A 22,861-nucleotide genomic window follows, 5' to 3' on the forward strand; every position below is an offset into this window, starting at 1 on the left:
GCGCACAGGCCATCGCCGCGAAGCCGCGCCAGGCCCCGATGAGCGGCTTCGAGCGTTACCTGACGCTGTGGGTGGCCCTGTGCATCGTCGCCGGTGTTGCGCTCGGCCAGGGCCTTCCTGACGTGTTCCAGGCCATAGGCCGCATGGAAGTGGCCCAGGTCAATTTGCCGGTGGGCCTGCTGATTTGGGTAATGATCGTCCCGATGCTGGTCAAGATCGACTTCGGGGCGCTGCACCAGGTCAAAGAGCATTGGCGCGGCATCGGCGTCACGCTGTTCGTGAATTGGGCCGTCAAGCCATTCTCGATGGCCCTGCTGGGGTGGCTGTTCATCCGACAAGTGTTCGCTCCGTTCCTGCCGGCCGATCAACTGGACAGCTACATCGCGGGCTTGATCTTGCTGGCCGCCGCGCCCTGCACGGCAATGGTGTTCGTGTGGAGCCGCCTTACCAACGGCGACCCGCTTTTCACGCTCTCGCAAGTGGCTCTGAACGACGCCATCATGATCGTGGCCTTCGCGCCCATCGTCGGCCTGCTGCTGGGCATGTCCTCGATCTCGGTGCCTTGGGACACGCTGCTGATTTCGGTCGTGCTCTACATCATCGTGCCGGTGATCCTGGCGCAGCTCTTGCGGCGGCATCTGCTCAAGCAAGGACAGGCCGCCTTTGAACGGGCCATGCAGAAGATCGGGCCGTGGTCGATGGCCGCGCTGCTGCTGACGTTGGTTCTACTGTTCGCCTTCCAGGGCGAGGCCATCATCCGGCAGCCGTTAGTGATCGCCATGCTAGCCGTGCCGATCTTGATTCAAGTGTTCTTCAATTCCGGGTTAGCCTACTGGCTGAACAAGCGGGCGGGGGAAAAGCACTCTGTCGCCTGTCCTTCGGCCCTGATCGGTGCCAGCAACTTCTTCGAGCTGGCCGTGGCGGCCGCCATCAGCTTGTTCGGTCTGCACTCCGGCGCTGCATTGGCAACCGTGGTCGGCGTCCTGGTCGAAGTGCCGGTGATGCTGCTGGTCGTGCGCGTGGTGAATCGCTCGAAGAGCTGGTACGAACGAGGTTGAACATGAGTAGGAAAAAACTGAGGAAATGATTGCAGATTGCCGCGCCGGCCGCTTCCTGGCGCATTCGATCACTGACCTGGAACACCTAGTATCCATGCTTGCTGAGGTCGCCCGATGACAGACCCAAAGAACCTAGAGAACAGGCTGCATGAGAAGGCCGACCCGGCCCGCGCCGTTTCCACTGGTCGGGTGCGCTACACACTGGCCGAACTACTGGCCGACGCGGAAGCATCCGGGGCTTACCCGCTGCCGCCGGAGGAACGCGAATGGATGGATGCGCCGTCTGTGGGTCGGGAATGGCCAAACAGTGAAGATTGAAAAAGGCGGCCAGTTCGAGTGGCCGCCCTTTCGTCATTAGCTGCACGCTTGGCGCAAGGCGTTCATTGCTTCTTGAAAATCAGCCTGTGTCGCCCGGCCCGTTTCAGCTTGGTAGTACACCACCATAAAAGCATTAGCGACGGCTTCGGCCAATGGCCCAAGGCTCCGCGCTTCCGCTTGGTTGATGTACTCCAAAGAAGAAAGAATAGCCGCTGCTTGATGCACTGCTTGCCCTGGTTCGATAATATGTTGTGTTGTCATAATTCACCTCTCCAGTAGGTGTTGATTGAAAGTGCCGGGCTGGTTGTGGCCAGCCCGGTGCGCCTACAGGTACAGCCCCGCCGCCTCCGCGAATGCTGACCGCTCATTCCTGCCGCCATTAACCTCAATACTTATCGGCTTAGTTTCGCTCTCTCTCATAGGGTCTGGCCGTGATACAAAAGCGGCTGTTTCTGTCTCTGCATCGACCTCGGTCGATTGATCACCCAGCGGCGAAATAAATACCTGGCTGACTTCTTCCCTTGGCGCTTCATCCAGGGCCGCCAATGCGGCCATGTATGTTGATGTCGTCATCGTGCTAACTCCTGACTTCGTTACTATCTGGGCCAGAATCGGCGCCCAAGCTATTGCCCTCGAACTGGCCAGATTGGCTTGCTTCTTTCGGCTCCATGCTTTCGCGTATCGAAGCAGCCAGTTTTCCGCCTGTGGTTTCGCTCACTCGCTCCTGGAATCCCTGCTTCACTTGAGAGCCGACACCCTTGGCTAACTCGGAGGCCGTGCCTGTGGCCAGCTTCGCGGCCTTGGCAAAGCCGCCACCGCTTGAGCTACTGCCGCTGTCACCAAAGCCAGCCGCTTGGGCGAATGGGCTACTGCCAGCAGTACCCGCTTCACCACCACCGTTTCCGCCACTGCTGACAACTGACCCCATGCTGGACATGTCACCGCCGGTTTCCATACTCGCTGATGCTTTCTGAAAAGCCGCTTGGAGTGCACTTGCACCTCCGGCTGCACCGGCTGCGGCACCCATAACCGCTTTACCTGCCAGGGCAGCGCCGCCAGTTGCCATACTGGCCGCCGTCACCGCCGCCCCAACTGCCGCACCCGCACCGAAGTTTCCAATTCCACCGGCTGCGCCAATACCACCACCAGACACAAGACCAGAAATCATCGGCGGAACTTTGTTGACCAAGAAAAGCAAGATGACCGATATAACCAACATCACGGCCAGTTCCTGGGATGCCATGTTCTCGCTGATTTGCGTGTAGTAGTGATTGATGAACTCTTTGCCAATCGCAACCAGAAGCACCATTGCCATAAGCTGTGCGGCCAGGCCCAGCACGGTCTTGTAGTAATTGATCGCCATGTCGGAAGTCCAACGACTTCCACCAAAGCCAAGGAAGAACACACCGGCATACAACAGAATCCAGGCTGATGCGAGCAACAGCAACAGGTTGACCGCAATCAACGCCAGGACAAACAAAACAGCCAGGGCCATTAGCTCCATGACCAGAGCAGTTGCCATCTGCCGCCATCCCAGCTCCGAGGTGGCCTGTACTGTGCGGTTGTATAACTCGAAACCAAGATCAAGGATGCTGGAGGGCCCAAGATTGCTATTGGAAAGTCCCCCCGCCTGCGCGCCCAGAGTTTGCAATGACTGAACAATCGTACCGGCGATATTCATGCCCTGGTTCGCATTCGTCAGCAACCACCAGAAAAAGCCGGTGAAGATCGTGAAGCGAACGAACTCCGCGAAGAACTCGCCAATGTCGGCCTTGCGCAAAGCCATCATGCCGAATGTCCAGACCATCGAAATCACAACCAGCGTCCAGAACAAACGCGATGCAGCGGACTCAATAGCTGGCCCCCATGTTGCGGCAGCATCATGAAAACGCTTGAGCACATCATTCATAACACCGCTGCTACTTAGCTCCTGCGCCATTGCAGGTTCAGCCAGCACCATTGTGGCGACCATCATCAAGCCACCTAGAGCAATTTTCTTTCTCATGGCGACCACCTCAATAATCATCTTTAGGGCTGGGCTTGAACTCCCACTGACGCATCTGCTTGGCCTTCTGGAATGCTCTGCATTCCTCGGTAAAGGCCTCTCGGTTCGCTTCGCTGCGCATTTCATTCAGTGCTGCCTGGAACGCATCGGGGGCACACGTCGCCGCATTTGGTTCGGGCATCCTTTCCTGTTCACATCCAGCCAACAACAGCAACGTAGCCGCGGTAGTAAAAAAGATTTTTTTCATCTCACCGCCTCCCTAGTAGTTGTCTGCCGGACTCGGGCGAAACGTCCAGGTACGCATTTGCTCGGCCCTGGCATCACCTCGCGCCTCGGCATCGAGTTCTGCTGCAATCCGGGCTGCCTCCGCGTTGTGTTGGGCGGTCAACATGGTGCGAATCTGCAAGAGCTGATTGGCCTGCTGGCTGGCGAGCTGGTTGGCGTAGCCGATGGCCTGTAGCTGGCCAGTTGCACCCTGGGCCGCGCCTTGCAGCCGCTCCAGGGTACGGGCGTCATCCTTCAAAGCCTTTTGCTGGTCGGCAACGGTCTGGAACAGGGCATCGTTGGCCTTCTTTTGCGACTCTGACGCCAGGCGGCGGTTCTCTTCCATCGCTGCCTTTTCGGCCGGCGTGCATCCGCCGCTGCCGTTGAAGCATGGCGAGCTGCGGTAATAGGCCACGTCCTGAAACTTGGCCAGGTAACGATCCAGGCTGCCTAGCTGGTTCTCGTAATAGGCCAGCGTGTTTTGCGCGGCAATCAGCCGGTTGATCGTAGTCTGCGCCTGATCCCAGATATACGCGGCTGGGGCCATCGTGTTCTGGAGCTGATTTTCGTACTGCTGCAACTGGGTCTGGTACTGCTCAATCTGCTTGAGCGTCTGCGCCACCGACTCGATGGCCGTCATGATGTTCTGGGCCAGGTTGCCGCCGTCGATGACGGGGATACCAGCTTGCACAGGGGCGGTGGTAGTGGTGATAAAGCCGGTTGCGAGTGCAACGGCTAGAGCGGTTTTTTTAGCCGCTAAAATTTTGGACTTCATGGTCGTACTCCGTCGATGAAAAGAAGGCATTGCCTTGACCAAGCGTTGTGCTTGTTCTCGGCAACGTTTCATCGAAGAGCTACGCCACTAGCTGATCGGTATTGCCCTTGGCGCTGAGGCCCGGACTTACAAACGTAAAACTACTCTGTTTTTTTATCGCTTTCGGACAAGCCAACTTCCCGGCCAATCTCTTCAAGCTCTAGCGGCTGTACTGCCGCCGTCAGTATTTCGCGTATTTCCGCGTCGGTGCTCCTATCGTTGAGCGCTGCTCGAACTTTCAACGCACGGTGCACCTCGGCGGGTAAATTCCTGATAAGCACATTTGCCATATCAATACCCTTTTGGTGTACCCGACAACCATGCTATCAAAGATATTAAAAATAGCAAGACCTATACTCTTGCAACCGGCGGTAGCCGATCAGCCCCGCAGGGCAGGATTCCCGTTGAGTGCCCCCGGCGCGAATAAGGGACAGTGAAGATAGATAACCGGCTTGCCGGTTAGCTAACTTCACCCATCCTGCCCGCATTTCACCCACTATTGAAAATCTAGCGCATATCGAACGTAAAGCGTTTTATCGTCAAACAAACACCGATTCTTGGCAACATAACCGTAATCGTCACCAAATCGGCCTGCAATCGACATAGTCGCTTCAAAATCGCTGCTCAATCGGCTTTAAATCGGAACCTAAAATGCCAACAATCGACACAAACCATTCGCCCCGATGGGGCGAGTTGGACGCCAAAAAAGAAGGGCATAACCCGCCCCTCAAGTGTCAATGAACACAAGAAATTTGCCTCCCCTCCCGTCATACCACTAAGGCGACGTATTGATACTTGAGGGGCAACCTTTCCTGATGTTGACACCTTCACGCAGGTTACTGGTTATGGGCGTCCAACACACACGGCTCATTCCTGCTTGGTAATAATAAGAATAATAATCTTCTTATTATTCTTACCGAACGAATGGGCACTGCTTAGCCATTTCACGTTTCGAGCCAAGGTTTCAGTACAGATAACTACAAGTGCACACAGCGGCCCTCCAGCACCGTTAGACGCAGATTCTGCTTCAGCTCATGGAATAAGGGACTCCGGGTTGTTTTCCCCTCTCACAAGGCGTTTCAGCGGCCACTGAAGCCGCCTTCTCTTCTTGGCGTTAAACCATCGGCCTATGGCCGATTGATAAAGCCCGCCAGGGCTTTATTGGCAAGGTCAGAACGCGCCCTCAAGGCGCGAGCTGCACCGCGCATGATGGATTATCTTTAGATAATCTTGGATGGATTTCCCAAACTGCCCGCAAAGCAGCGCACCGTCTGGGTTTTCCAAATTGGGACGGGGAACGTTACGACGGCAGAAGGGGAGCGTTACGACGGTAACAAGGGAACGTTACGACGGTAAACGGGTGCAGTTGCCGTGGGGCCAGGCCTCTTGATCTCCCATTTTCCCTTGGCGTATTCGTTCACTACCCAACCCACGGCGGCAAGTTCGGCCAGTGCCTTCCGGGCAGTCTGACGGCGTTTTTTCATAGCTTCGGCATTGGCTTCATCTGGCCAGACATAGCCGCAAAGCGTGTCCAGTTCCACGCGCCCGGATTTGCCGGGGTCGATCCAGCCGCATAGCCGTTGGTGCATCAGCCGTGCCGGATCAGTCTGTAGCACCCGCACTTCCGCCATGTCGATACGGGCATATGGACGATGCCCCAGGATCGCTTCGGCAATACGCGGATTCAGGGCAACCCATAGCCTGCCGTCCGTCTCGTCAAAAGCATGACTCATCAGGTGGAACGCGGCTTGCCGCCGTCCCTTCGTCACAAGGATGGTGACGTTCGACATGCGCAGCAGGCTGGCTTTGAGCGCCTTGATGTTGTCGCCGCTATCCGTCATGCCCGTTTCTGAGAGCAGTTTGGTCAGGCTCTCACGAACCACCAAGCCGTCTTGCTCAATGGCTTCGAAACGGGGTTCAAGGAATAGCCGTAGCTGTCGCCCCGTCTCACTGGTCGGTTCCGGGGTTAGCAAGATGCCGTTCGGGCCGCCAAGGGCCACGATGCCTTGCAAAAGACGCATATCATCGGCCCCGAGAGGTTCGAATCCGACGAAACGCATGGATTCGTCCTCGCCAAAGGTGTAGGTCACGTCCAGCTTGCAGCGTTTGCGATCGCCACGCTTGAGGCTGCGGAACAGGCCAGGTGCCAAACAGTGCGCGGGATCATGTCGGACGTGGGTCAGGTCATGCTTAGGCTTCTTCACGCTGTCTCCTTTTCACCTTGCACTGCCGCTCCAGTACAGCAGGCTTCAACACGCCGCCGTCGTGCCGTCTAAACCAGAGTTCTTGAAAAGGTGCGCCATAGTTGGCCTTGCTGACGCCAAAGCGGACAAAATACCCACGCTGACAATCATCGACCCCCAGTATCTCGGCCTCGCCTTGCGTCATGCCGGATAGGTACGATTGCCAACGGATGTTATCAACCAGTACGGACGATCCACGACTGGCCTGCTGTTGATCGCCCGACCCCATCATGGCTGCGCTTTTACTCGCGTGGTGCAGAAACACAATGGAGCAGCCTGTATCAGCGGCTATGGCCTCCATGTGCCCAACAACCTGCGCCATCGGCCCGCTAGCGTTCTCCTCCTCAATGTGGAAGCGCCGCAAAGTGTCCAAGATCATCAAGCGACGACCTTCAGCGGCTCGTTTGAGAGCATCGAACCAGCTAGCAGCCATGATGTTTGGGCATTTACCGATCAAGGGTTCAATGAGCAAACCATCAGCCACGGCTTGCCGTTCCGCTGCGCTGAGGTGTGCCCCAAGGGCGTGCAGACGATGGTGAATAGCGGCCGGTGGATCTTCAGCAGGCAGATAGACCACTTGCCCGGTGGGAAACTCGCCTATTTCAAGTAAATCAGGCCCGCCTGCAATCTGTGCAGCCAATTGAAGGGCCAACATGGATTTACCAGCCCCACCAGGCGACACAAGAGCACCAACAGTGCCAGCAACCATATTAGGCAGAACATAATCAATGGGTGGCGGCAATTCCGTGAAAGCCGCCATAAGATCAAGAGCCATATAACTAGCCCTCTATAGGGCCAGGTCGCGCAGCTTGATCACCCGATGATTTACGTGCCTCAATCCACTCTTCGACCTCTGACAAATCCCAGGCGACATTTCTACTGGTTAACGCGATACGGCGTGGAAAATCCCCTCGCTGCTCCAGGTTATAAATTGTTCGTGTCGAAAGCGGGATCATCTCCAGGAGCTTCTTCCTGTTGATGAGGGTCTTTATATTTTGCATGGGTCAATACCTCTCAAATGAATAGTTGCTATTCATCGAGTAGCTGCGCGAAGCAGCTAATCGGTAATTGACCTGCCCGATGCCAATGGCGGCCTTATTTATAAATTCACGGCATCAACTTCAATGCTATCAAAGATAGCAAAAACATCAACCCTTACTGCCTCCCGAAGTCCACTCATCAATCATATCGGCCCAATCCTGCAACATCGCCGCCCGCTGCTCGCGGTACTCAGCCTTGTTGTAGACAGCCCTCACGCCCTTCTGCTCGTGCGCCAGGCACTTCTCGATCCAGTCGGTGTTGTAGCCGGCCTCATGCAACAGCGTGCTGGCTGTGCGCCGCAAATCATGCGGTCCGAACTTGGTAAGTGACTTCCCATCTTTCTGCGCCGCCTTGTAAGTCAGCGTCAGCACCTGGTTAAGTGTGGCAGCGCTCATCGGCGCATCCGAGTCGTACCGTGATGGCAAAACGAAGTCGGAACCACCGGCAAAGGTTTTCATGGCAATGAAAATATCCAGAGCCTGCTGGGACAGAAATACCAGGTGCGGGTTACGGCGTTTCATCCGCTCCTTTGGAATCGTCCACAACGCTTCGCTGAAATTGATCTCGCTCCAGGTCGCATTGGTCAGCTCGCTCTTGCGCACCATCGTCAGCAATAACAGCTTGGCCGCCGCACGGTTTGTTGGGCTTGTGCCCACTCGCTCCATGTACTGGTACATCAGCCCAATTTCTTCTGGCGTCAACGCTCGGTCACGTGGCTCGAATCGAGCGATGCTTGTTGGGCGCACCAGTTCTGCCGGGTTTTCGACCTTCTGCCCACGCTCGATGGCCCAGCGAAATACCTGCAACACGATTTCACGCACATGAACGGCGGTGGCCGGTGCGCCTCGCTCAACAATGGCATCAGCCAGCGCCCGCAAGTCTTCGTGGGTGATCTCCACCAGCTTCTGATTGCTGAATTTCGGCTTCAGCTCACGCTCATAAACCGAGCGGCGCATATCGCGGGTGGAGTCGGCCATCTGGTAGCCACGCAGCCACTTCTCCGCCCAGGCACCGAACGTCTCTGCATCTTTCACCCGCGCCTTGTCTCGGGCTTTCTCCTTGGCCGGCGACTTGCCCGCCGCAACCATCTTCTTGGCGTCACCCAACAGCTCGCGGGCTTCGGCCAGGGTGATGCCACCGACACCATAACGCCCAAAGGTGATGGTCTCCTGCCGACCGTTGATTGAGTAGTTGTAACGGAACGAGATGGAGCCGGCTGGAGTCACTGCCACATAGAGACCTTCCCGGTCATTCACTTTGTAGAGTTTGTCCCTGGGCTTGAGATTGCGCAGCTTGGTATCGGTCAGCATGTACCTTGTCCTTCTTCGTCTCCGATACCATGCTGAAAAAATCTCGAATTTATCGTATTTTTTCTTACGAAACAGTAACTTATAGAATATTAATACCATGAACACACAAAAGAACGCAGCATGGTATCGGCATCAATCATGGCATCGCCAAACCATAATACCAGCTTTAATGCCATGCTCAAACGGTGCTTGGCGCTTCCTCCCGTTGCCAGATCGTGCCAAACACAAACAAAAAAAAGCCCGCAATTACGCGGGCTTAGCGGCATTTCATGCCATCAGGTGCCTGGCTGTGCCAGACGCGGAATCATTCCCACTCGATGGTTCCCGGCGGCTTTGAAGTCACATCATAGGTGATCCGGTTTATCCCCTTGACCTCATTGATGATCCGGGTGGCAGTTTCGCCCAGAAACTCGTGGCTGAACGGATAGTAATCCGCCGTCATCCCATCGACCGAGGTCACCGCACGCAGCGCACAGGCATAATCATAGGTCCGCCCGTCGCCCATCACGCCGACGGTCCGTACCGGCAGAATGGCCACGAAGGCCTGCCAGATTTCGTCATAAAGCCCGTGCCTGCGGATCTGATCGATATAGACGGCATCGGCCTTGCGCAGGATCTCCAGCTTCTCGCGGGTGATCTCGCCGGGGCAGCGGATGGCCAGACCGGGGCCGGGGAAGGGGTGGCGGCCGATGAAACTTTGCGGCAGGCCCAGTTCGCGACCCAGCGCGCGCACCTCGTCCTTGAACAGTTCGCGCAGGGGCTCGACCAGTTTCAGGCCCATCTTTTCGGGCAAGCCGCCGACATTGTGGTGTGACTTGATCGTGACCGAGGGCCCGCCGCTGAAGCTGACGCTTTCGATCACATCCGGGTAAAGCGTGCCCTGCGCCAGAAATTCCGCCCCGTCGATCTGATTGGCATATTTCTGGAATACGTCGATGAACAACCGACCGATGGTCTTGCGCTTGACCTCGGGGTCGGAAACCCCCTCCAGCTCGCCCAGAAACAGCGCCGATTCATCGGCATGGATCAACGGGATATTGTAATTGTCGCGGAACATCGCGACGACCTCTTCGGCTTCATTCATCCGCAGCAAGCCATGATCCACAAAGACGCAGGTCAGTTGATCCCCGATTGCCTCATGGATCAGCACCGCCGCAACCGAGGAATCGACCCCGCCAGACAGCCCGCAGATCACCTTGCGGTCGCCGACCTGCTCGCGGATCTTGCGGATCGCCTCGTCGCGATAACCCGCCATGGTCCAGTCGCCCTCGAATCCGGCCAGCCGCAGGAAATTCTCCAGCATGATCCGGCCATTGGGCGTATGATGCACCTCGGGATGGAACTGGACGGCATAGAAATGCCGCGCCTCATCCGCCACCATCGCAAAGGGCGCCCCCTGCGAGGTGCCGATCACCTGAAATCCCGGCGCCAGCGCGGTCACGCGGTCGCCATGGCTCATCCAGACCTCTTCGCGCCCCTGATCGAACAGCCCGGCAAAGATGCCGTCGCCCTTGTGTCCGGCCGCGGGCGTGATGAAGGCACGCCCATATTCGGCGTGATGCCCCGCCTCGACCTGCCCGCCCAACTGCACCATCATCACCTGCTGACCATAGCAGATGCCGAACACCGGCACCCCCATGTTGAACAGCGCCTGCGGCACACGCGGACTGCCCTCGCGCGTCACGCTGTCGGGCCCGCCCGACAGGATCACGGCCCGAGGCTGCAATTCGCGCAGTTTCGCCTCGGTCAGCAGGTTATAGGGATGGATCTCGCAATAGACATTCAGCTCGCGCAGCCGCCGCGCGATCAACTGAGTCACCTGAGAGCCGAAATCGATGATGAGAAGGCGCTGATGCTGGGTCATGAATGCGCTTTACGCATGGATCGGGCAGGGTGCAAGACCTCGCCGCACCCCCTCCGAAACCGGCCCCGCATATCTTTGGTGTGCAAATATCCTCGGGGGAACGCGCGCCAGCGCGTGGGGGCGGACAGCCCCCTTGCCGCGCGTCCCACCAGTGCTCCGTTGCCTCATCCGCAACGCCCGCCCGATTCACCCCCTGTTAACCTTTCGGAACCTATCTCTTTTCCCATGACCGCGGGCCATCCTCCGGCCCGCCACAGTTCCGGGGAGACAGGGAATGAACATAGCGATCACCAGTGGCCTGTTGCTGATGCCGCCCGCCTTTCACGCCGGGCTGAATGCCTGGTCCAGCGGCAATGGCACCTCGGGCAGTCCGACCTGGGCGGGCGCCGCCAATGCCGGGATTGTGCCGGGCGATCAGGATTTCGGATCCTGCCTCGAAATCGTCAAGCAGCAAAGCACCACGCGCCTGCGTTTCATGGGCGAAACCCCGATCTGGCCCGGCATCTATCTGCGCATCTCGGCCGGGCTCAAATGCGTCGCCGGGGCGTTTTGCAGCGCACGCATCGCCGGTTGGGCGGGCGACGGGCAGCGCAACGAGGTTCCGGGCCTTGTCACGACCGGCGCCACCGTCGCAATGGACAGCTATGGCCAGATTATCGAGATCAGCGCCATCGTCTCGGTCGGTGCGCGTCAGGGCGTGGACATGGTCTGGGGCACGCGCCCGGTCTATGGCCATTTCGGGCTGGATCTGGTCGGTGCCAATGGCGGCGCCATCCGCATCGAATCGATCCGTATCGAGGATGTCTCCTCGGCCTTCGTGCCCGCGCTGATCGACTGGGTCGATGTACGCGATTTCGGCGCGGTGGGCGACGGCGTCACCAATGACCGCGCGGCTTTCATCGCCGCCGATCAGGCTGCCAATGGCGGTGGCATCGTCGTGCCCGAAGGCACCTTCTTCATCAGCGGTGATATCGGTATCGAGGCGCCGATCCGCTTCAAGGGCACCATCCGCACGCCGACGGCGACGCGGGTATCCTTCATGCAAAGCTTCGATTTCCCGACCTATGCCGCAGCTTTCGGTGACGAGACGCTGGGGCTGAAAAAGGCGCTTCAGGCGCTGTTCGGCTATACCGACCATGTGTCGCTGGACCTGTGCGGGCGGCGCGTCGATCTGACCGAGCCTCTGGACATCGCCGCGCTGGCGCCCAACCTGACCGGCTTTTCCAACCGCCGCGTCATCATGAACGGCAGCATCATGGCGGTCGAGGGTCCGGCATGGGACAGCGGACGCAGGACCAGCAGCGCCACCTACAACCCCAATCAGCCGCTGGTGCTGTCCAACGTCGCCAATATCGGCGCGATCGAGGTCGGCAGCCGCGTCAGCGGCAATGGCGTCGGGCGCGAGGTCTATGTGCGGGCCAAAAATGTCGCGCAGGGCCGTCTGACGCTGTCGCAGCCGCTTTATGGCGGGGCGGGTACGCGCAATTACACTTTTGATCGGTATCGTTATATGTTCGATTTCTCGGGTGTGGGGCAGGTTTCGCGGCTGAACTTCGTCGATATCGACTTCAACTGCAACGGTATCGCCAGCACCATCATGCTGCCCCCTCAGGGCGAGATGATCGCCATCCGCGACTGCTATTTCACCCGGCCAAAGGATCGCGCCATCACCTCGATCGGGCGCGGATGTCAGGATCTGCTGGTTGACCGCTGTCAGTTCCTGTCGAACGATATGGACCTGCCCGCCCAGCAACGCACCAGCATCGCCATCAATGTCAACGCCAATGACGTGAAGATGCGCAACAATCGATTCGTGCGCTTTGCCCATTTCATGGTGGCGCATGGCGGCGGCCATATCATCACCGGCAATCACTGGTTTCAGGGCGATGGCTCGGGGCAGGGGTTGCGCTATGCCGGGCTGGTGCTGACGCTGACCAATGTGCAGACCACGATCACCGGCAACTATATCGACAACTCCTCGATCGAATGGACGAATGAGCACAGCGCGCGACCGGATTTCAGCGGCGACGAGTTCAGCTTTGGCGGGCTGACCATCACCGGCAACACCTTCCTGTGCAGCAATACCGTCAACTGGTTCACATGGCTGACGGTCAAGCCCCATGGTTCGGGCCATTTCATTCACGGGCTGACGGTGGCGGGCAACGTCTTCAAGGCGCTTTATGGCAATGTGGACCGGATCGACCGGGTGGATACTTCGATTGCCGATCTGGATTACAGCAATATGCGGAACATCCAGTTCGAGGGGAACATGTTCAACGGCATCAACACCTATGTCGCCAATCCGCTGATGTTGCAGCATACGCAATCGACGGCTTCGGACAGCTGGACGCTGCCGGTGGTGCAAGGCTTGCCCTTCCGGGGCTGGGCCCGCGCGGTGCAATCGGTGGTGGCCGAAACCGCCCTGACCACCGCATCCGGCGCAAGGGTCAGCGAAATGCCCTGGGTGCAGACGCAGATCGGCAGTTCCAACCGCCAGTTGCGCCTGAACTGGAGCACGCCGGTGCGGGGCCGGATCGCGATCTATGCCCGGATGGACCGCCCGCAATAGGCTGCCCGCCGGTTACGACCGCGGCGGCACCAGCAGATCGGCAGGCGTCAGCCGGAAGGCGGCGCCGAAGCCCGCATTGAGGAAGCCCGCCTCGGGCTGCAACCGCCAGAAGCGGAAATCGGGCAGTGCGGCATAGACCTTGGCCTTGGGGTCGTTCGTCAGCCAGTCGCGTTGCCGTCGCGGATCATCCTCCAGACGGCTGGCGCGCAGCCGGATCGACATTCGGCCCCAGTTCATCGGATCGCCCTTTGGCTGCGTCAATTCGACAAACAGCGCCGCGCGCGGATCGGCATCCAGGGCGCGGCTGTGGGCGGAAATGTCCGACATCAACGCCACCGGCAGCCCCTGCGCATCGATCTGGCAGGCGATCCGCGCCATATGCGGATGGCCGGTCTGCGGGTCATTCACGGCCAGCGTGGCGTGGCGCATGGCCAGCAGCATCGCCCGCGCTGTCTGGCGGGCCATCTCGTCGCTGTCGCGAACCGGGTCGGGGGATCTGCTTTGTTCGGTCATGGCCGGGATGCTGCCTTGCGGTCGCGGCAATGACAATCCCCGTTCTGGGCCCCGTTTTGGGCCGGCCCGGTCGGGCTAGAGTTCGATCTCTGGCAGGGTCGGATCGGTCGGCGGGTCGGGCCTTGCGTCGTCCTCGGGCTGAGGGCGCGCCAGATCGCGCAGATTCTCTCCGATCGGGGGCGGAGGCGGTGCGTCCGGGCTGCGGCGGATCAGGATATCGCCATTCTCCAGCCGCTCGGGCGTCTGATAATTGGCGATGTCATCGACCAGCACCGCCAGATCCTGAAGCGCCGGACCCAGCCGCGAGACGATGCCCGACATGCCTTCACCCACCTGATCCAGTTCGGGACCGATGGCGCTGAACACATTGTCCATCAGCATCATCAGGCCCCGTTCGATCAGCGATGGCCCGTTCTCGGGCTGGTCCTGCGCCGCAACCGGCAGCGGCGCCAGCGCCAGCAGCGCGGCAAGCCCAACGGCGGGGATGTAAGACGCCATCTTCATCGGGTCAGGATGAACCCGTGTCATCGCTTGCGCAAGTCCGGTGTTCTGCGGATCAGGCCTGCGCGGCGGTTCCGGCATGCATGGCGCGGAATTTCTCCCATGCCTCGTTCAGGCGGCGGGTGCGGGCCTCGGCCAGACGCACGGCCTCGGGCGGCAGACCACGGGCGATGGCGCGGTCGGGATGGGCCTCGCGGATCAACTCGCGCCAGCGACGGCGGGCTTCGGGCAGCGGTGTTTCCACCGTGATGCCCAGAACGTCGCAGGGGGGGCAACCGGCCTTGGGATCGTGGCGGGCGCGAATCGCGGCGATGCGGACCGGAGTCATGCCGAAGATCGCGCCGACCTCGTCGATGAAGGCGATTTCCTTTTCATGCATCGCACCATCAGCCACGGCGATGATGCACAGCCCCTCCAACACATCGGTCAGCACCGGATCGCCCGGTGGAAACATCGCCGCGATACGCCGCGCCCATGCGTCGAAACCCGCCACATCCTGCCGCGCCAGATCAAAGACCCGCGCGGCGTTCTTTTCCTCGGACCGGGGGATGATGAAGACGCGGCGGAAGGCGGTCACCTCGGACCGGGCGACGGCGCCATCGGCCTTGGCCAGCTTGGCCCCCAGCGCGATCACCGCGATGGTGAACGCGACCGAGCGTTCGGGCGGCGTCACCATGCGGGCGTTGCGCATGAATGCCGCCAGACGGTCGGCCATGCGTTGCCAGAAACTGCGCGGCTTCGGCAATTCGGGGCAGCAGGGGCGTGATACGGTCTGGTCCATGTCGTTCAGATTAACCGGCTTCGCGGCCCGGCGATAGGGGCGCGACAATCGCGCGCAGGGCGATCAGGCCAGATCCTTGCCCATCAACACCAGATCGTGAAACTGTCCGAACTTCCAGCCCGCCGCCGGGATTCGTCCCCAATCGGCATAGCCCATCCGCGCATGAAACCGCAGCGAGCCCGCATTCGATCCGGTGATCGCGCCGATCATCAGCCGGTGGCCGGCCCGGCGGGCGTGATCCTCGACAGCGGTCAGCAAGGCGCGGCCGGTGCCGCTGCCCTGCGCCTCGGGCGCGATATAGACGGTGTGCTCCATGCTGCGGCTGTAACCGGCGCCGTCGCGGAACTGCTTGTAGGTCGCAAAGCCGGTGATGCGCGTGCCGTCCTCGGCCAGGATGAAGGCATGGCTTGCGACGCGCTCGGCGATGATCTGCGCGATCTCGGCTTCGCTGCGTTCGGTCGGCCAGAAGGTGACGGCAGTGTCGCGGATGATCGGGTTCCAGATCGCGCCGATCCCGGCGGCATCCCCGGGGCGGGCATCGCGCAGCCGGATCACCCTGCCGGTCCCTCAGGCGTGCGCGGTGGACTGGCCGCGATGCGCACCGGCTGCCAGATCGCGCACGAATTCGAGGATCTCGGGCACCGGGCGGCCTTCGCCCATCAGCTTGACGATGGCCGAACCGACGACGCAGCCATCCGCCACCGTGGCGATGCTTTCCGCCGCTTCGGCCGATGAGATGCCAAAGCCCACCACCACCGGCAGATTGGCGGCGGCGCGGATGCGGGCAACTTCGGGTCCGACCTCGGCGGCATTGGCGGCGGGTCCGCCGGTGATGCCGGTGACGCTGACGTAATAGACAAAGCCCGAGGTGTTCTTGACCACGGCGGGCAGGCGTCGGTCGTCGGTCGTGGGCGTCGCCAGCCGGATGAAGTTCAGACCGGCACGGGCGGCGGGGATGCACAGCTCGTCATCCTCTTCGGGCGGCAGATCGACGACGATCAGACCGTCCACGCCAGCCTCTTTGGCATCGGTCAGGAATTGTTCGACCCCGCCCGCGCGGGCATAGATCGGGTTGTAATAGCCCATCAGCACCACCGGGGTTTCATTGTCGGTCTTGCGGAATTCGCGCAGGATGGACAGCGTGCGGGTGACGCCGCCGCCTGCCGCCAGCGCCCGCTGACCCGCCAGCTGAATGGTCGGGCCGTCTGCCATCGGGTCGGTGAAGGGCATGCCCAGTTCGATGATGTCCACACCCGCTTCGGGCAGGCCACGCATCAGTTCCAGCGTGGTGGCCTCGTCGGGATCGGACGCCATGATATAGGTGACGAAGGCCTTCTTGCCCTCGGCCCCCAGCCGCGCGAAAGTATCGTCGATTCTGGTCATGTCAGCCCCGCCTTGCCGCCCACAGTCTTGCGCCCAAGCACTAGCTTGCATGACGGCCATACGCAATGCGCCGACTGGACTTGGCGCGGCTGTCGTCCTAAGTAACCGCGAAATTCAGCAAAGGGGCATGGCATGGGTTTTCGGATGGGGATTGTGGGACTGCCGAATGTCGGCAAATCCACGCTGTTCAATGCGCTGACGAAAACCGCCGCCGCGCAGGCCGCGAATTTCCCCTTCTGCACCATCGAGCCGAATGTGGGCGAGGTCGCCGTGCCCGATCCGCGTCTGGAAAAGCTGGCGGCGATCGCGGGCAGCAGGCAGATCATCCCGACCCGGATCACCTTTGTCGATATCGCCGGGCTGGTGAAGGGCGCCAGCAAGGGCGAGGGGCTGGGCAACCAGTTTCTGGCCAATATCCGCGAGGTTGACGCCATCGCCCATGTGCTGCGCTGTTTCGAGGATGGCGACGTGACCCATGTCGAGGGCCGGGTCGATCCCATCGCGGATGCCGAGGTGATCGAGACCGAGTTGATGATCGCCGACATGGAATCGATCGAACGCCGCCTTGCCAACCTTGCCCGCAAGCTGAAGGGCGGCGACAAGGAGGCCGTGGCGCAGGAGCGTCTGCTGAAACAGGCGCTGGCCGTGCTGGAGGCCGGGCAGCCCGCCCGCACCGTCGAGGTGGCCGAGGACGACCGCAAGCCCTGGGCGATGCTGCAACTGCTGACCGCCAAGCCCGTGCTTTATGTCTGCAACGTGGCCGAGGACGAGGCCGCGACAGGCAATGACTGGTCGGCGAAAGTTGCCGCGATGGCCGAGGCACAGGGTGCGGGCCATGTGGTGATCTCGGCCCGGATCGAGGAAGAGATCAGCCAGCTGGACGCCGACGAGGCGCAGATGTTCCTGTCCGAGATGGGTCTGGACGAGGCTGGTCTGGATCGCCTGATCCGCGCGGGCTACGACCTGCTGGGCCTTCAGACCTATTTCACCATCGGCCCCAAGGAGGCCCGCGCCTGGACGATCCGCAAGGGCACCCTTGCGCCTCAGGCGGCGGGCGAGATCCACGGCGATTTCGAAAAGGGCTTCATCCGCGCCGAAACCATCGGCTATGACGACTATATCACCGGCAATGGCGAGGCGGGCGCCCGCGAGGCAGGCAAACTGCGCGTCGAAGGCAAGACCTATGAGGTCAAGGACGGCGACGTTCTGCATTTCCTGTTCAACGCCTGAGCGGCAGGCTGGGGTCATCGGACAAGGGCAGGGGCGCGGCCTCTGCCCTTTTTTCATGCAGCGCCAGAATCTTCGGTCACCGGGAAACCCTTTCAGGGCGATTCCCTTATCTGCGCTTATGCCGGGATCAGTATATTCATCATTGCAGACATATTATTCAAATCAATGCAGACCAATTGAGCTTATTTACTTTTAGTCAGGCTTTGGTTTGCTGAAGCCCGCATAAGCGGAAAACCGATCAGCGAGGGCTTGCTCATCCATCGCGGCGAGTTGTCGTGCCGAGGTGCCGGGTCAATCATGCTGCATTTGCGAAATAATCGGTTCATTTTTAGTGATTTACCCCTGAACACTGACCATTTCCGTTCGCATCGAGGTTGCTATGGTCCGGGCACTATCGTTCTGAAAATGAAGACATAATACAGTCATAACGGATGATTAGGATGGGGTTTGCAAGCCTTGGTCAGTTATCCGCCGATCCCCGCAAATATCCACCTGCCTGAGTTGCAAATATTTACCCGCTTCCTCTAGAATCATCTCAACCCTGAAGTATGTTATATTTCGGGATTTCATCCACAGGTTGTTCGGGCCTGCCAGAATGCGCTTGGGTACGTCGTGCCCGGACGCCGCATTCCTGTGTCTGACAGCCGGGTAAGAAACAAGGTCGTCTGGATATGGAAATGTCGTCGAAATATGCCGCGCGGTTCACCTCTGCCAGCCATGCCGAAGGATTGTCGGGCAGGATCTTTACCGGATCATATATGAAGGATCCGCTGGCATATTTGTCGCGGCAGGACGGGGAAGGGGTGGCCAACTTCACCGCCGAGCGTCTGAACTACAATGCCGCATCCGGGCGGATCGCGGATTTTCTGGGCAATGATGCGGATTTCGACCGCCCGGCGCTGGCCAAGCGGGGCGAGATGTTTGGCATGCGTCTGGATGGCGAGATCTATCTGGAGGCCGGAACCCATCGTTTCCGCAATCTGACCGATGACGGCTTCCGCCTGACCATCGGCAAAGACGTGGTGGCGCAATATGGCGATGGCGCGAACTATGGGCAGGCGCGGACCGATGGCAGCATCACCATCAAAAAGGCCGGCTGGTATGATATCGGCATCGACTATTTCCAGGGTGTCGGCGCGGCGCAATTGCAGGTCCGCCACAGCCATGATGGCGGGCAGATGAAGGTTCTGGGATCAGAGCCCGGCAGGTTGCGCCATGAGGTCGCGGGCGGCTGGACCGACAGCAATTCCGCGCCCGTGGCCCGCGATGATCGCTTTACTGTCGAAGAGGACGGCGCGGTCCGGATGAACCTGCTGGCCAATGACCGCGATGCCGATGGCGACGATCTGAGCATCGTCTCGTTGGAGCAGCCGTCGAACGGGCAGGTGACCCTGAATCCGAACGGCACCGTCACCTATCGCCCGAATGCGGATTTCAGCGGCAGCGACAGCTTTACCTATGTCATCAGCGACGGGCGTGGCGGAAAATCCACCGCCAGCGTGGAAATGACTGTCGAGGCGCAGCAGCAACCCGTCGCCAACCGCGCGCCGGTTGCGGTCAATGACAGCGGCTTCTCGGTCGCACCCGGCCAGATGCTGCATATCAATCCCGCCGATCTGCTGGCCAATGACCGCGATGCGGACGGCGACAGCCTGTCCGTCATCCGCATCGGCAACGTGTCGGGCGGAACGGCCAGCATGTCCGACGGCATGATCCACTTTACCGGCGGAGAGGCGGGCACCGCGACCTTCAACTATGTCATCTCGGACGGGAATGGCGGCACGGATCGCGGCAGGGTCACGGTCGAGGTTGGCGCGAATGGTGGCAATTCCGGCGGTGGACATACCGACCACGATGGCGGCACCGGTGGTAATACTGGCGGTGGCAATTCCGGCGGTGGCAACACTGGCGGCACCGGCGGAGGTCACGGCAACCACGGCGGCGGCCATGATCTGATCACTCCGCCCCAGACATCCGCGCAAATTCAGGCGTTCCTGCGTGAGATCATCAACGCGCCCGAACACACGGCGCACCATCCGGCGGCCTCGCCGGACCATGACGGGTCGCTGCAACTCGTACCGCGGGCCGAGGCGACCCATATCGCCATCGCGCATGGCGACTGGAACGATCCGTCCATCTGGCAGAATGGGCAGGTGCCGGGCGCCGATGCCAAGGTGCTGATCCCCGAAGGGATCGCGGTGACTTATGGCGCGGTCAACAATGCCTCGCTGTTCACGGTGCGGGTCGATGGTGTGCTGGATTTTGCCACCGATCACGACAGCCGGATGCTGGTCGATACGATGGTGGTCTCGCCCTCGGGTCATCTGATCATGGGGACCGAGGACAACCCCGTCCGCTCGAATGTGAATATCGACATCGTCTTCGCCGATAACGGCAATATCGATACCGGCTGGGACCCGTCGCTTCTGTCGCGGGGGCTGCTGTCGCATGGTTCGGTCACCATCCATGGCGAAGAGAAGTCGTCGCATGTGAAGGTCGAAGTTGATGCCATGGCGGGCGACAACCGCCTCACATTGTCCGAGGTGCCGGATGGCTGGAAGGTCGGTGACAAGCTAGTGCTGACCGGCACCCATCAGCAGGGCTGGGATTGGAACAACGATACCCGGCGCGTCGAAAAGTCGGAATCGCAGGACGAAGAGGTCACCATCCGCTCGATCAACGGCAATCAGATCGTTCTGGATCAGCGGCTGCAATATGACCACGATACGCCGCGCGACGATCTCAAGGCCTATGTCGCCAACATGACCCGCAACGTCACCTTCTCCAGCGAAGGGGGTGACGATCTGCCGGTGCATCAGCGCGGCCATGTGATGTTCATGCACAGCGACGATATCGATGTGCGCTATGCCGGATTCAACGATCTGGGCCGCACCGACAAATCGCGCCCCGCCTTCGACATCAACGATCTGGGTGGACCCGGCGCGGTTGCCACCGATGCCAATATCCAGACCCGTTATCCGTTCCACTTCCACGAAACCGGGGTCACCGATCTGGAGAACCCGGCGATGGCGGTCGGCAACGTCGTCGATGGCTCGCCCGGCTGGGGCTATGTCCACCATTCCAGCAACGCCAATTTCACCAATAACGTGGCCTTCGACGTGTTCGGCGCGGCTTTCGTTGCCGAAGACGGCAATGAGACCGGCATCTGGTACCGCAACATCGCCATCAATTCGGACGGCGTCGGATACGGTGACTGGACGGTTAAATGGCAATCGGATGTCGAGCGTGGCGACAATGGTCGTACCGGAGACGGTTATTTCTTTGCCGGTCGTCTGGTCGAAGCGGCCGAGAACGTTGCCGCAAACACCACCAATGGCTATGTCTGGCTGCATCGCGGAGATCGTGATGCGGTGGATTTTGCCACGTCGCATCATCCCGAACTAGGTTACGGGCAGACCCGGTCACGCGTGGATCAGACACCGATCCAGGGCTTTTATGACAACGAGGCCTTTGGTACCAATACCGGGATCATCGTGGTCAAGGCCAATCCCGATCAGGGCCATGACGTGCGCAGCGTATTCGACGGTTTCCTGAACTGGGAAACGCGCGAAGGAATCAATGCCAGCTATACGTCGCATTACACCTTCCTGAACGTCGATCTTGTTGGTCAGCGGGCTGAAAATGGCGGGTTCAGCGGCGCGACCGGGGCAGGGGTGGTGTTCGGTACAAACACCTTCGACATGGTCGTCAACGGTGCAACCATCAGGGGCTTCCAGAACGCCTATGATCTGCAACACAATGATAGCACCGATGGCGTCAGGCCGCAGGATTTTCGCAATATCGCCATCGATTCCGAACATAGCAACATCCGTGGCGCAGTCGCGGCAGAGTCCGTGGGCGGTCAACTGCGGATGCTGGATTCTTCCCAACTGGTCAGTGACCGCCTGCGCTTTGACTTCACCGGTGATCGGACGATCGGACAATGGGATAATATGTTCTTCGACGGGACGAAATACGATTCGATCGGCGCAATCGACCGCATCTTCGACATGGAGCAGCAAGGCCTCTGGACTTGGGACAAGGATGCGCTGCTCAGCAGTCAAGGCTACCACCGGCTGGCGGATGGCACGCCGGTTCTGCTGGTCGCCGATTACATCGCAGATCGCGCGACAGGGCAATTGAGCAAGCACACGCTGGTTTTCGAGCTTGATTTCAACGCTTCACAGCTCTCCGGTTATACCGATCATGGCACCGTCACTCTGGGCGGTCCGGCCCCGATTGCGAATAATGATCGTGCGACCACACAGATGAACCAGTCCGTACGCCTTGATCTGGTCGCCAACGATCGGGATCCGGATGGCGGCAGGGTTTATGTCGATGGCCTGACAGATCCGCGCAATGGCGATGTGTTCCTGCAAGATGATGGCACGGTCCTTTATCGTCCGAATACCGGCTTCAGTGGTAATGACAGCTTCTATTACTGGGCTGCCGATGAGGAAGGAAACTTCACGCAAGCGCGCGCCGACATCGTTGTGACCGAGATGATGATGACGGACAGTTTCGACTTCTGATCCGACAGCGTGCTTTGGCAGGCTGCTGGCGTTGTGGCATCATATTTCATCGAGACGTGAGCCACTTTGTCGCTGTTCAACACGAGTCAGGAGTTTACTTTCAGTAATAACATGTGAGTAGGCCGATGTTTCATGGTAACCATCCGCCGCAGGCTGCGGACGGGTGGCCATGCTCAGGGAGTAGCCTTGGGTGCTTTGGGCTTGCCGGGCCGCGGAGCCCATTTCTTCGTGAACTGGTCAAAGCGTTCGACGATCTGCTCGATCTGGGCATCTTCGGGCTCGAAGGCACTCCCTGACCAGCGGACCATGTCCTCGTGCTGCTCGTGGTTCGGATCTGCGAGGGCTTCGAGGAACTCCTCGTAGCCGCGGGCACCGTCGACGTCCTCGGGCGGGCAGGCTCCGCTGGCCTTCAGAAGCCGCGGATAGGTCACACCG

The 22,861-nt window shown here is 59.9% G+C and carries 22 protein-coding genes; 5 read left to right on the forward strand and 17 right to left on the reverse strand.

Features of this window, described 5'->3' with window-relative positions; genetic code table 11:
• Positions 1-38: 38 nt before the first annotated feature.
• Both arsB and JHW40_RS09330 read left to right on the forward strand, forming a co-directional pair.
• On the forward strand, positions 39-1,058 hold the full coding sequence (gene arsB / locus JHW40_RS09325) for an ACR3 family arsenite efflux transporter (RefSeq protein WP_005015323.1): 1,020 nt from the start codon (positions 39-41) through the stop codon (positions 1,056-1,058).
• Positions 1,059-1,172: 114 nt separating this feature from the next.
• Positions 1,173-1,376, forward strand: a complete 204-nt coding sequence (locus JHW40_RS09330; protein WP_000131871.1) for a hypothetical protein — start codon at positions 1,173-1,175, stop codon at positions 1,374-1,376.
• Positions 1,377-1,412: 36 nt separating this feature from the next.
• Here the strand turns inward: JHW40_RS09330 and JHW40_RS09335 are convergent, their stop codons facing one another.
• The 11 genes from JHW40_RS09335 to guaA all read right to left on the reverse strand — a co-directional run bounded on the left by JHW40_RS09335 (position 1,413) and on the right by guaA (position 10,917).
• Positions 1,413-1,637, reverse strand: a complete 225-nt coding sequence (locus tag JHW40_RS09335; protein ID WP_000211355.1) for a type I toxin-antitoxin system ptaRNA1 family toxin — start codon at positions 1,635-1,637, stop codon at positions 1,413-1,415.
• Between the two features lie 63 nt (positions 1,638-1,700).
• Positions 1,701-1,949 carry a hypothetical protein gene (locus JHW40_RS09340; protein WP_000213809.1) on the reverse strand — a complete coding sequence of 83 codons (249 nt, stop codon included), beginning with the start codon at positions 1,947-1,949 and terminating at the stop codon, positions 1,701-1,703.
• 4 nt (positions 1,950-1,953) lie between these two features.
• The gene (gene trbL, locus JHW40_RS09345) at positions 1,954-3,381 is read right to left on the reverse strand and encodes a P-type conjugative transfer protein TrbL (protein WP_001405816.1); all 1,428 of its coding nucleotides are present in this window, start codon (positions 3,379-3,381) and stop codon (positions 1,954-1,956) included.
• 10 nt (positions 3,382-3,391) lie between these two features.
• Positions 3,392-3,628, reverse strand: coding sequence for an entry exclusion lipoprotein TrbK (gene trbK, locus JHW40_RS09350; RefSeq protein WP_000718002.1), 237 nt, complete (start codon positions 3,626-3,628; stop codon positions 3,392-3,394).
• A gap of 12 nt (positions 3,629-3,640) precedes the next feature.
• Positions 3,641-4,420, reverse strand: a complete 780-nt coding sequence (gene trbJ, locus JHW40_RS09355; protein ID WP_000836966.1) for a P-type conjugative transfer protein TrbJ — start codon at positions 4,418-4,420, stop codon at positions 3,641-3,643.
• A gap of 140 nt (positions 4,421-4,560) precedes the next feature.
• Complete coding sequence (locus tag JHW40_RS09360; protein WP_000024442.1) at positions 4,561-4,749, reverse strand: FitA-like ribbon-helix-helix domain-containing protein; 189 nt, start codon at positions 4,747-4,749, stop codon at positions 4,561-4,563.
• Positions 4,750-5,781: 1,032 nt separating this feature from the next.
• A complete protein-coding gene (repC, locus tag JHW40_RS09365; protein ID WP_000743064.1) occupies positions 5,782-6,663 on the reverse strand; it encodes a replication protein C, IncQ-type in 882 nt (293 codons plus the stop codon).
• Positions 6,650-7,477, reverse strand: a complete 828-nt coding sequence (locus tag JHW40_RS09370; RefSeq protein ID WP_001162384.1) for a helicase RepA family protein — start codon at positions 7,475-7,477, stop codon at positions 6,650-6,652. The genes repC and JHW40_RS09370 overlap by 14 nt, the downstream gene beginning before the upstream one ends.
• A gap of 4 nt (positions 7,478-7,481) precedes the next feature.
• Positions 7,482-7,703: a helix-turn-helix transcriptional regulator gene (locus JHW40_RS09375; RefSeq protein WP_001179606.1), complete on the reverse strand. Its 222-nt coding sequence runs from the start codon at positions 7,701-7,703 to the stop codon at positions 7,482-7,484.
• 147 nt (positions 7,704-7,850) lie between these two features.
• Complete coding sequence (locus JHW40_RS09380) at positions 7,851-9,053, reverse strand: tyrosine-type recombinase/integrase (RefSeq protein ID WP_000954590.1); 1,203 nt, start codon at positions 9,051-9,053, stop codon at positions 7,851-7,853.
• A gap of 304 nt (positions 9,054-9,357) precedes the next feature.
• Positions 9,358-10,917 carry a glutamine-hydrolyzing GMP synthase gene (gene guaA / locus JHW40_RS09385; RefSeq protein ID WP_090612606.1) on the reverse strand — a complete coding sequence of 520 codons (1,560 nt, stop codon included), beginning with the start codon at positions 10,915-10,917 and terminating at the stop codon, positions 9,358-9,360.
• Positions 10,918-11,191: 274 nt separating this feature from the next.
• On the opposite strand from guaA, the gene JHW40_RS09390 reads away from it, so the two are divergent.
• Positions 11,192-13,486, forward strand: coding sequence for a glycosyl hydrolase family 28-related protein (locus tag JHW40_RS09390; protein ID WP_090612610.1), 2,295 nt, complete (start codon positions 11,192-11,194; stop codon positions 13,484-13,486).
• A 12-nt stretch (positions 13,487-13,498) separates the two neighbouring features.
• Here the strand turns inward: JHW40_RS09390 and JHW40_RS09395 are convergent, their stop codons facing one another.
• From JHW40_RS09395 to trpA, 5 genes are all read right to left on the reverse strand, one after another.
• Entirely contained in the window at positions 13,499-13,999 is a 501-nt protein-coding gene (locus JHW40_RS09395; protein ID WP_090612613.1) for a hypothetical protein, read from the reverse strand.
• A gap of 75 nt (positions 14,000-14,074) precedes the next feature.
• Positions 14,075-14,527: a hypothetical protein gene (locus JHW40_RS09400; RefSeq protein ID WP_139208160.1), complete on the reverse strand. Its 453-nt coding sequence runs from the start codon at positions 14,525-14,527 to the stop codon at positions 14,075-14,077.
• A gap of 28 nt (positions 14,528-14,555) precedes the next feature.
• Entirely contained in the window at positions 14,556-15,281 is a 726-nt protein-coding gene (locus JHW40_RS09405; protein WP_090612717.1) for a molecular chaperone DjiA, read from the reverse strand.
• A 63-nt stretch (positions 15,282-15,344) separates the two neighbouring features.
• The gene (locus JHW40_RS09410) at positions 15,345-15,836 is read right to left on the reverse strand and encodes a GNAT family N-acetyltransferase (RefSeq protein ID WP_090612616.1); all 492 of its coding nucleotides are present in this window, start codon (positions 15,834-15,836) and stop codon (positions 15,345-15,347) included.
• 12 nt (positions 15,837-15,848) lie between these two features.
• On the reverse strand, positions 15,849-16,664 hold the full coding sequence (trpA, locus tag JHW40_RS09415; protein ID WP_090612617.1) for a tryptophan synthase subunit alpha: 816 nt from the start codon (positions 16,662-16,664) through the stop codon (positions 15,849-15,851).
• Positions 16,665-16,796: 132 nt separating this feature from the next.
• Here trpA and ychF point away from each other — a divergent pair, with 132 nt between their 5' ends.
• Entirely contained in the window at positions 16,797-17,894 is a 1,098-nt protein-coding gene (gene ychF / locus JHW40_RS09420; protein ID WP_090612620.1) for a redox-regulated ATPase YchF, read from the forward strand.
• A gap of 677 nt (positions 17,895-18,571) precedes the next feature.
• On the forward strand, positions 18,572-22,426 hold the full coding sequence (locus JHW40_RS09425; protein WP_170851821.1) for an Ig-like domain-containing protein: 3,855 nt from the start codon (positions 18,572-18,574) through the stop codon (positions 22,424-22,426).
• A gap of 173 nt (positions 22,427-22,599) precedes the next feature.
• Here the strand turns inward: JHW40_RS09425 and JHW40_RS09430 are convergent, their stop codons facing one another.
• Entirely contained in the window at positions 22,600-22,857 is a 258-nt protein-coding gene (locus JHW40_RS09430) for an IS1096 element passenger TnpR family protein (protein WP_244519201.1), read from the reverse strand.
• Between the last annotated feature and the right edge of the window lie 4 nt (positions 22,858-22,861).

Source organism: Paracoccus alcaliphilus, assembly GCF_028553725.1.
GTDB lineage: Bacteria > Pseudomonadota > Alphaproteobacteria > Rhodobacterales > Rhodobacteraceae > Paracoccus > Paracoccus alcaliphilus.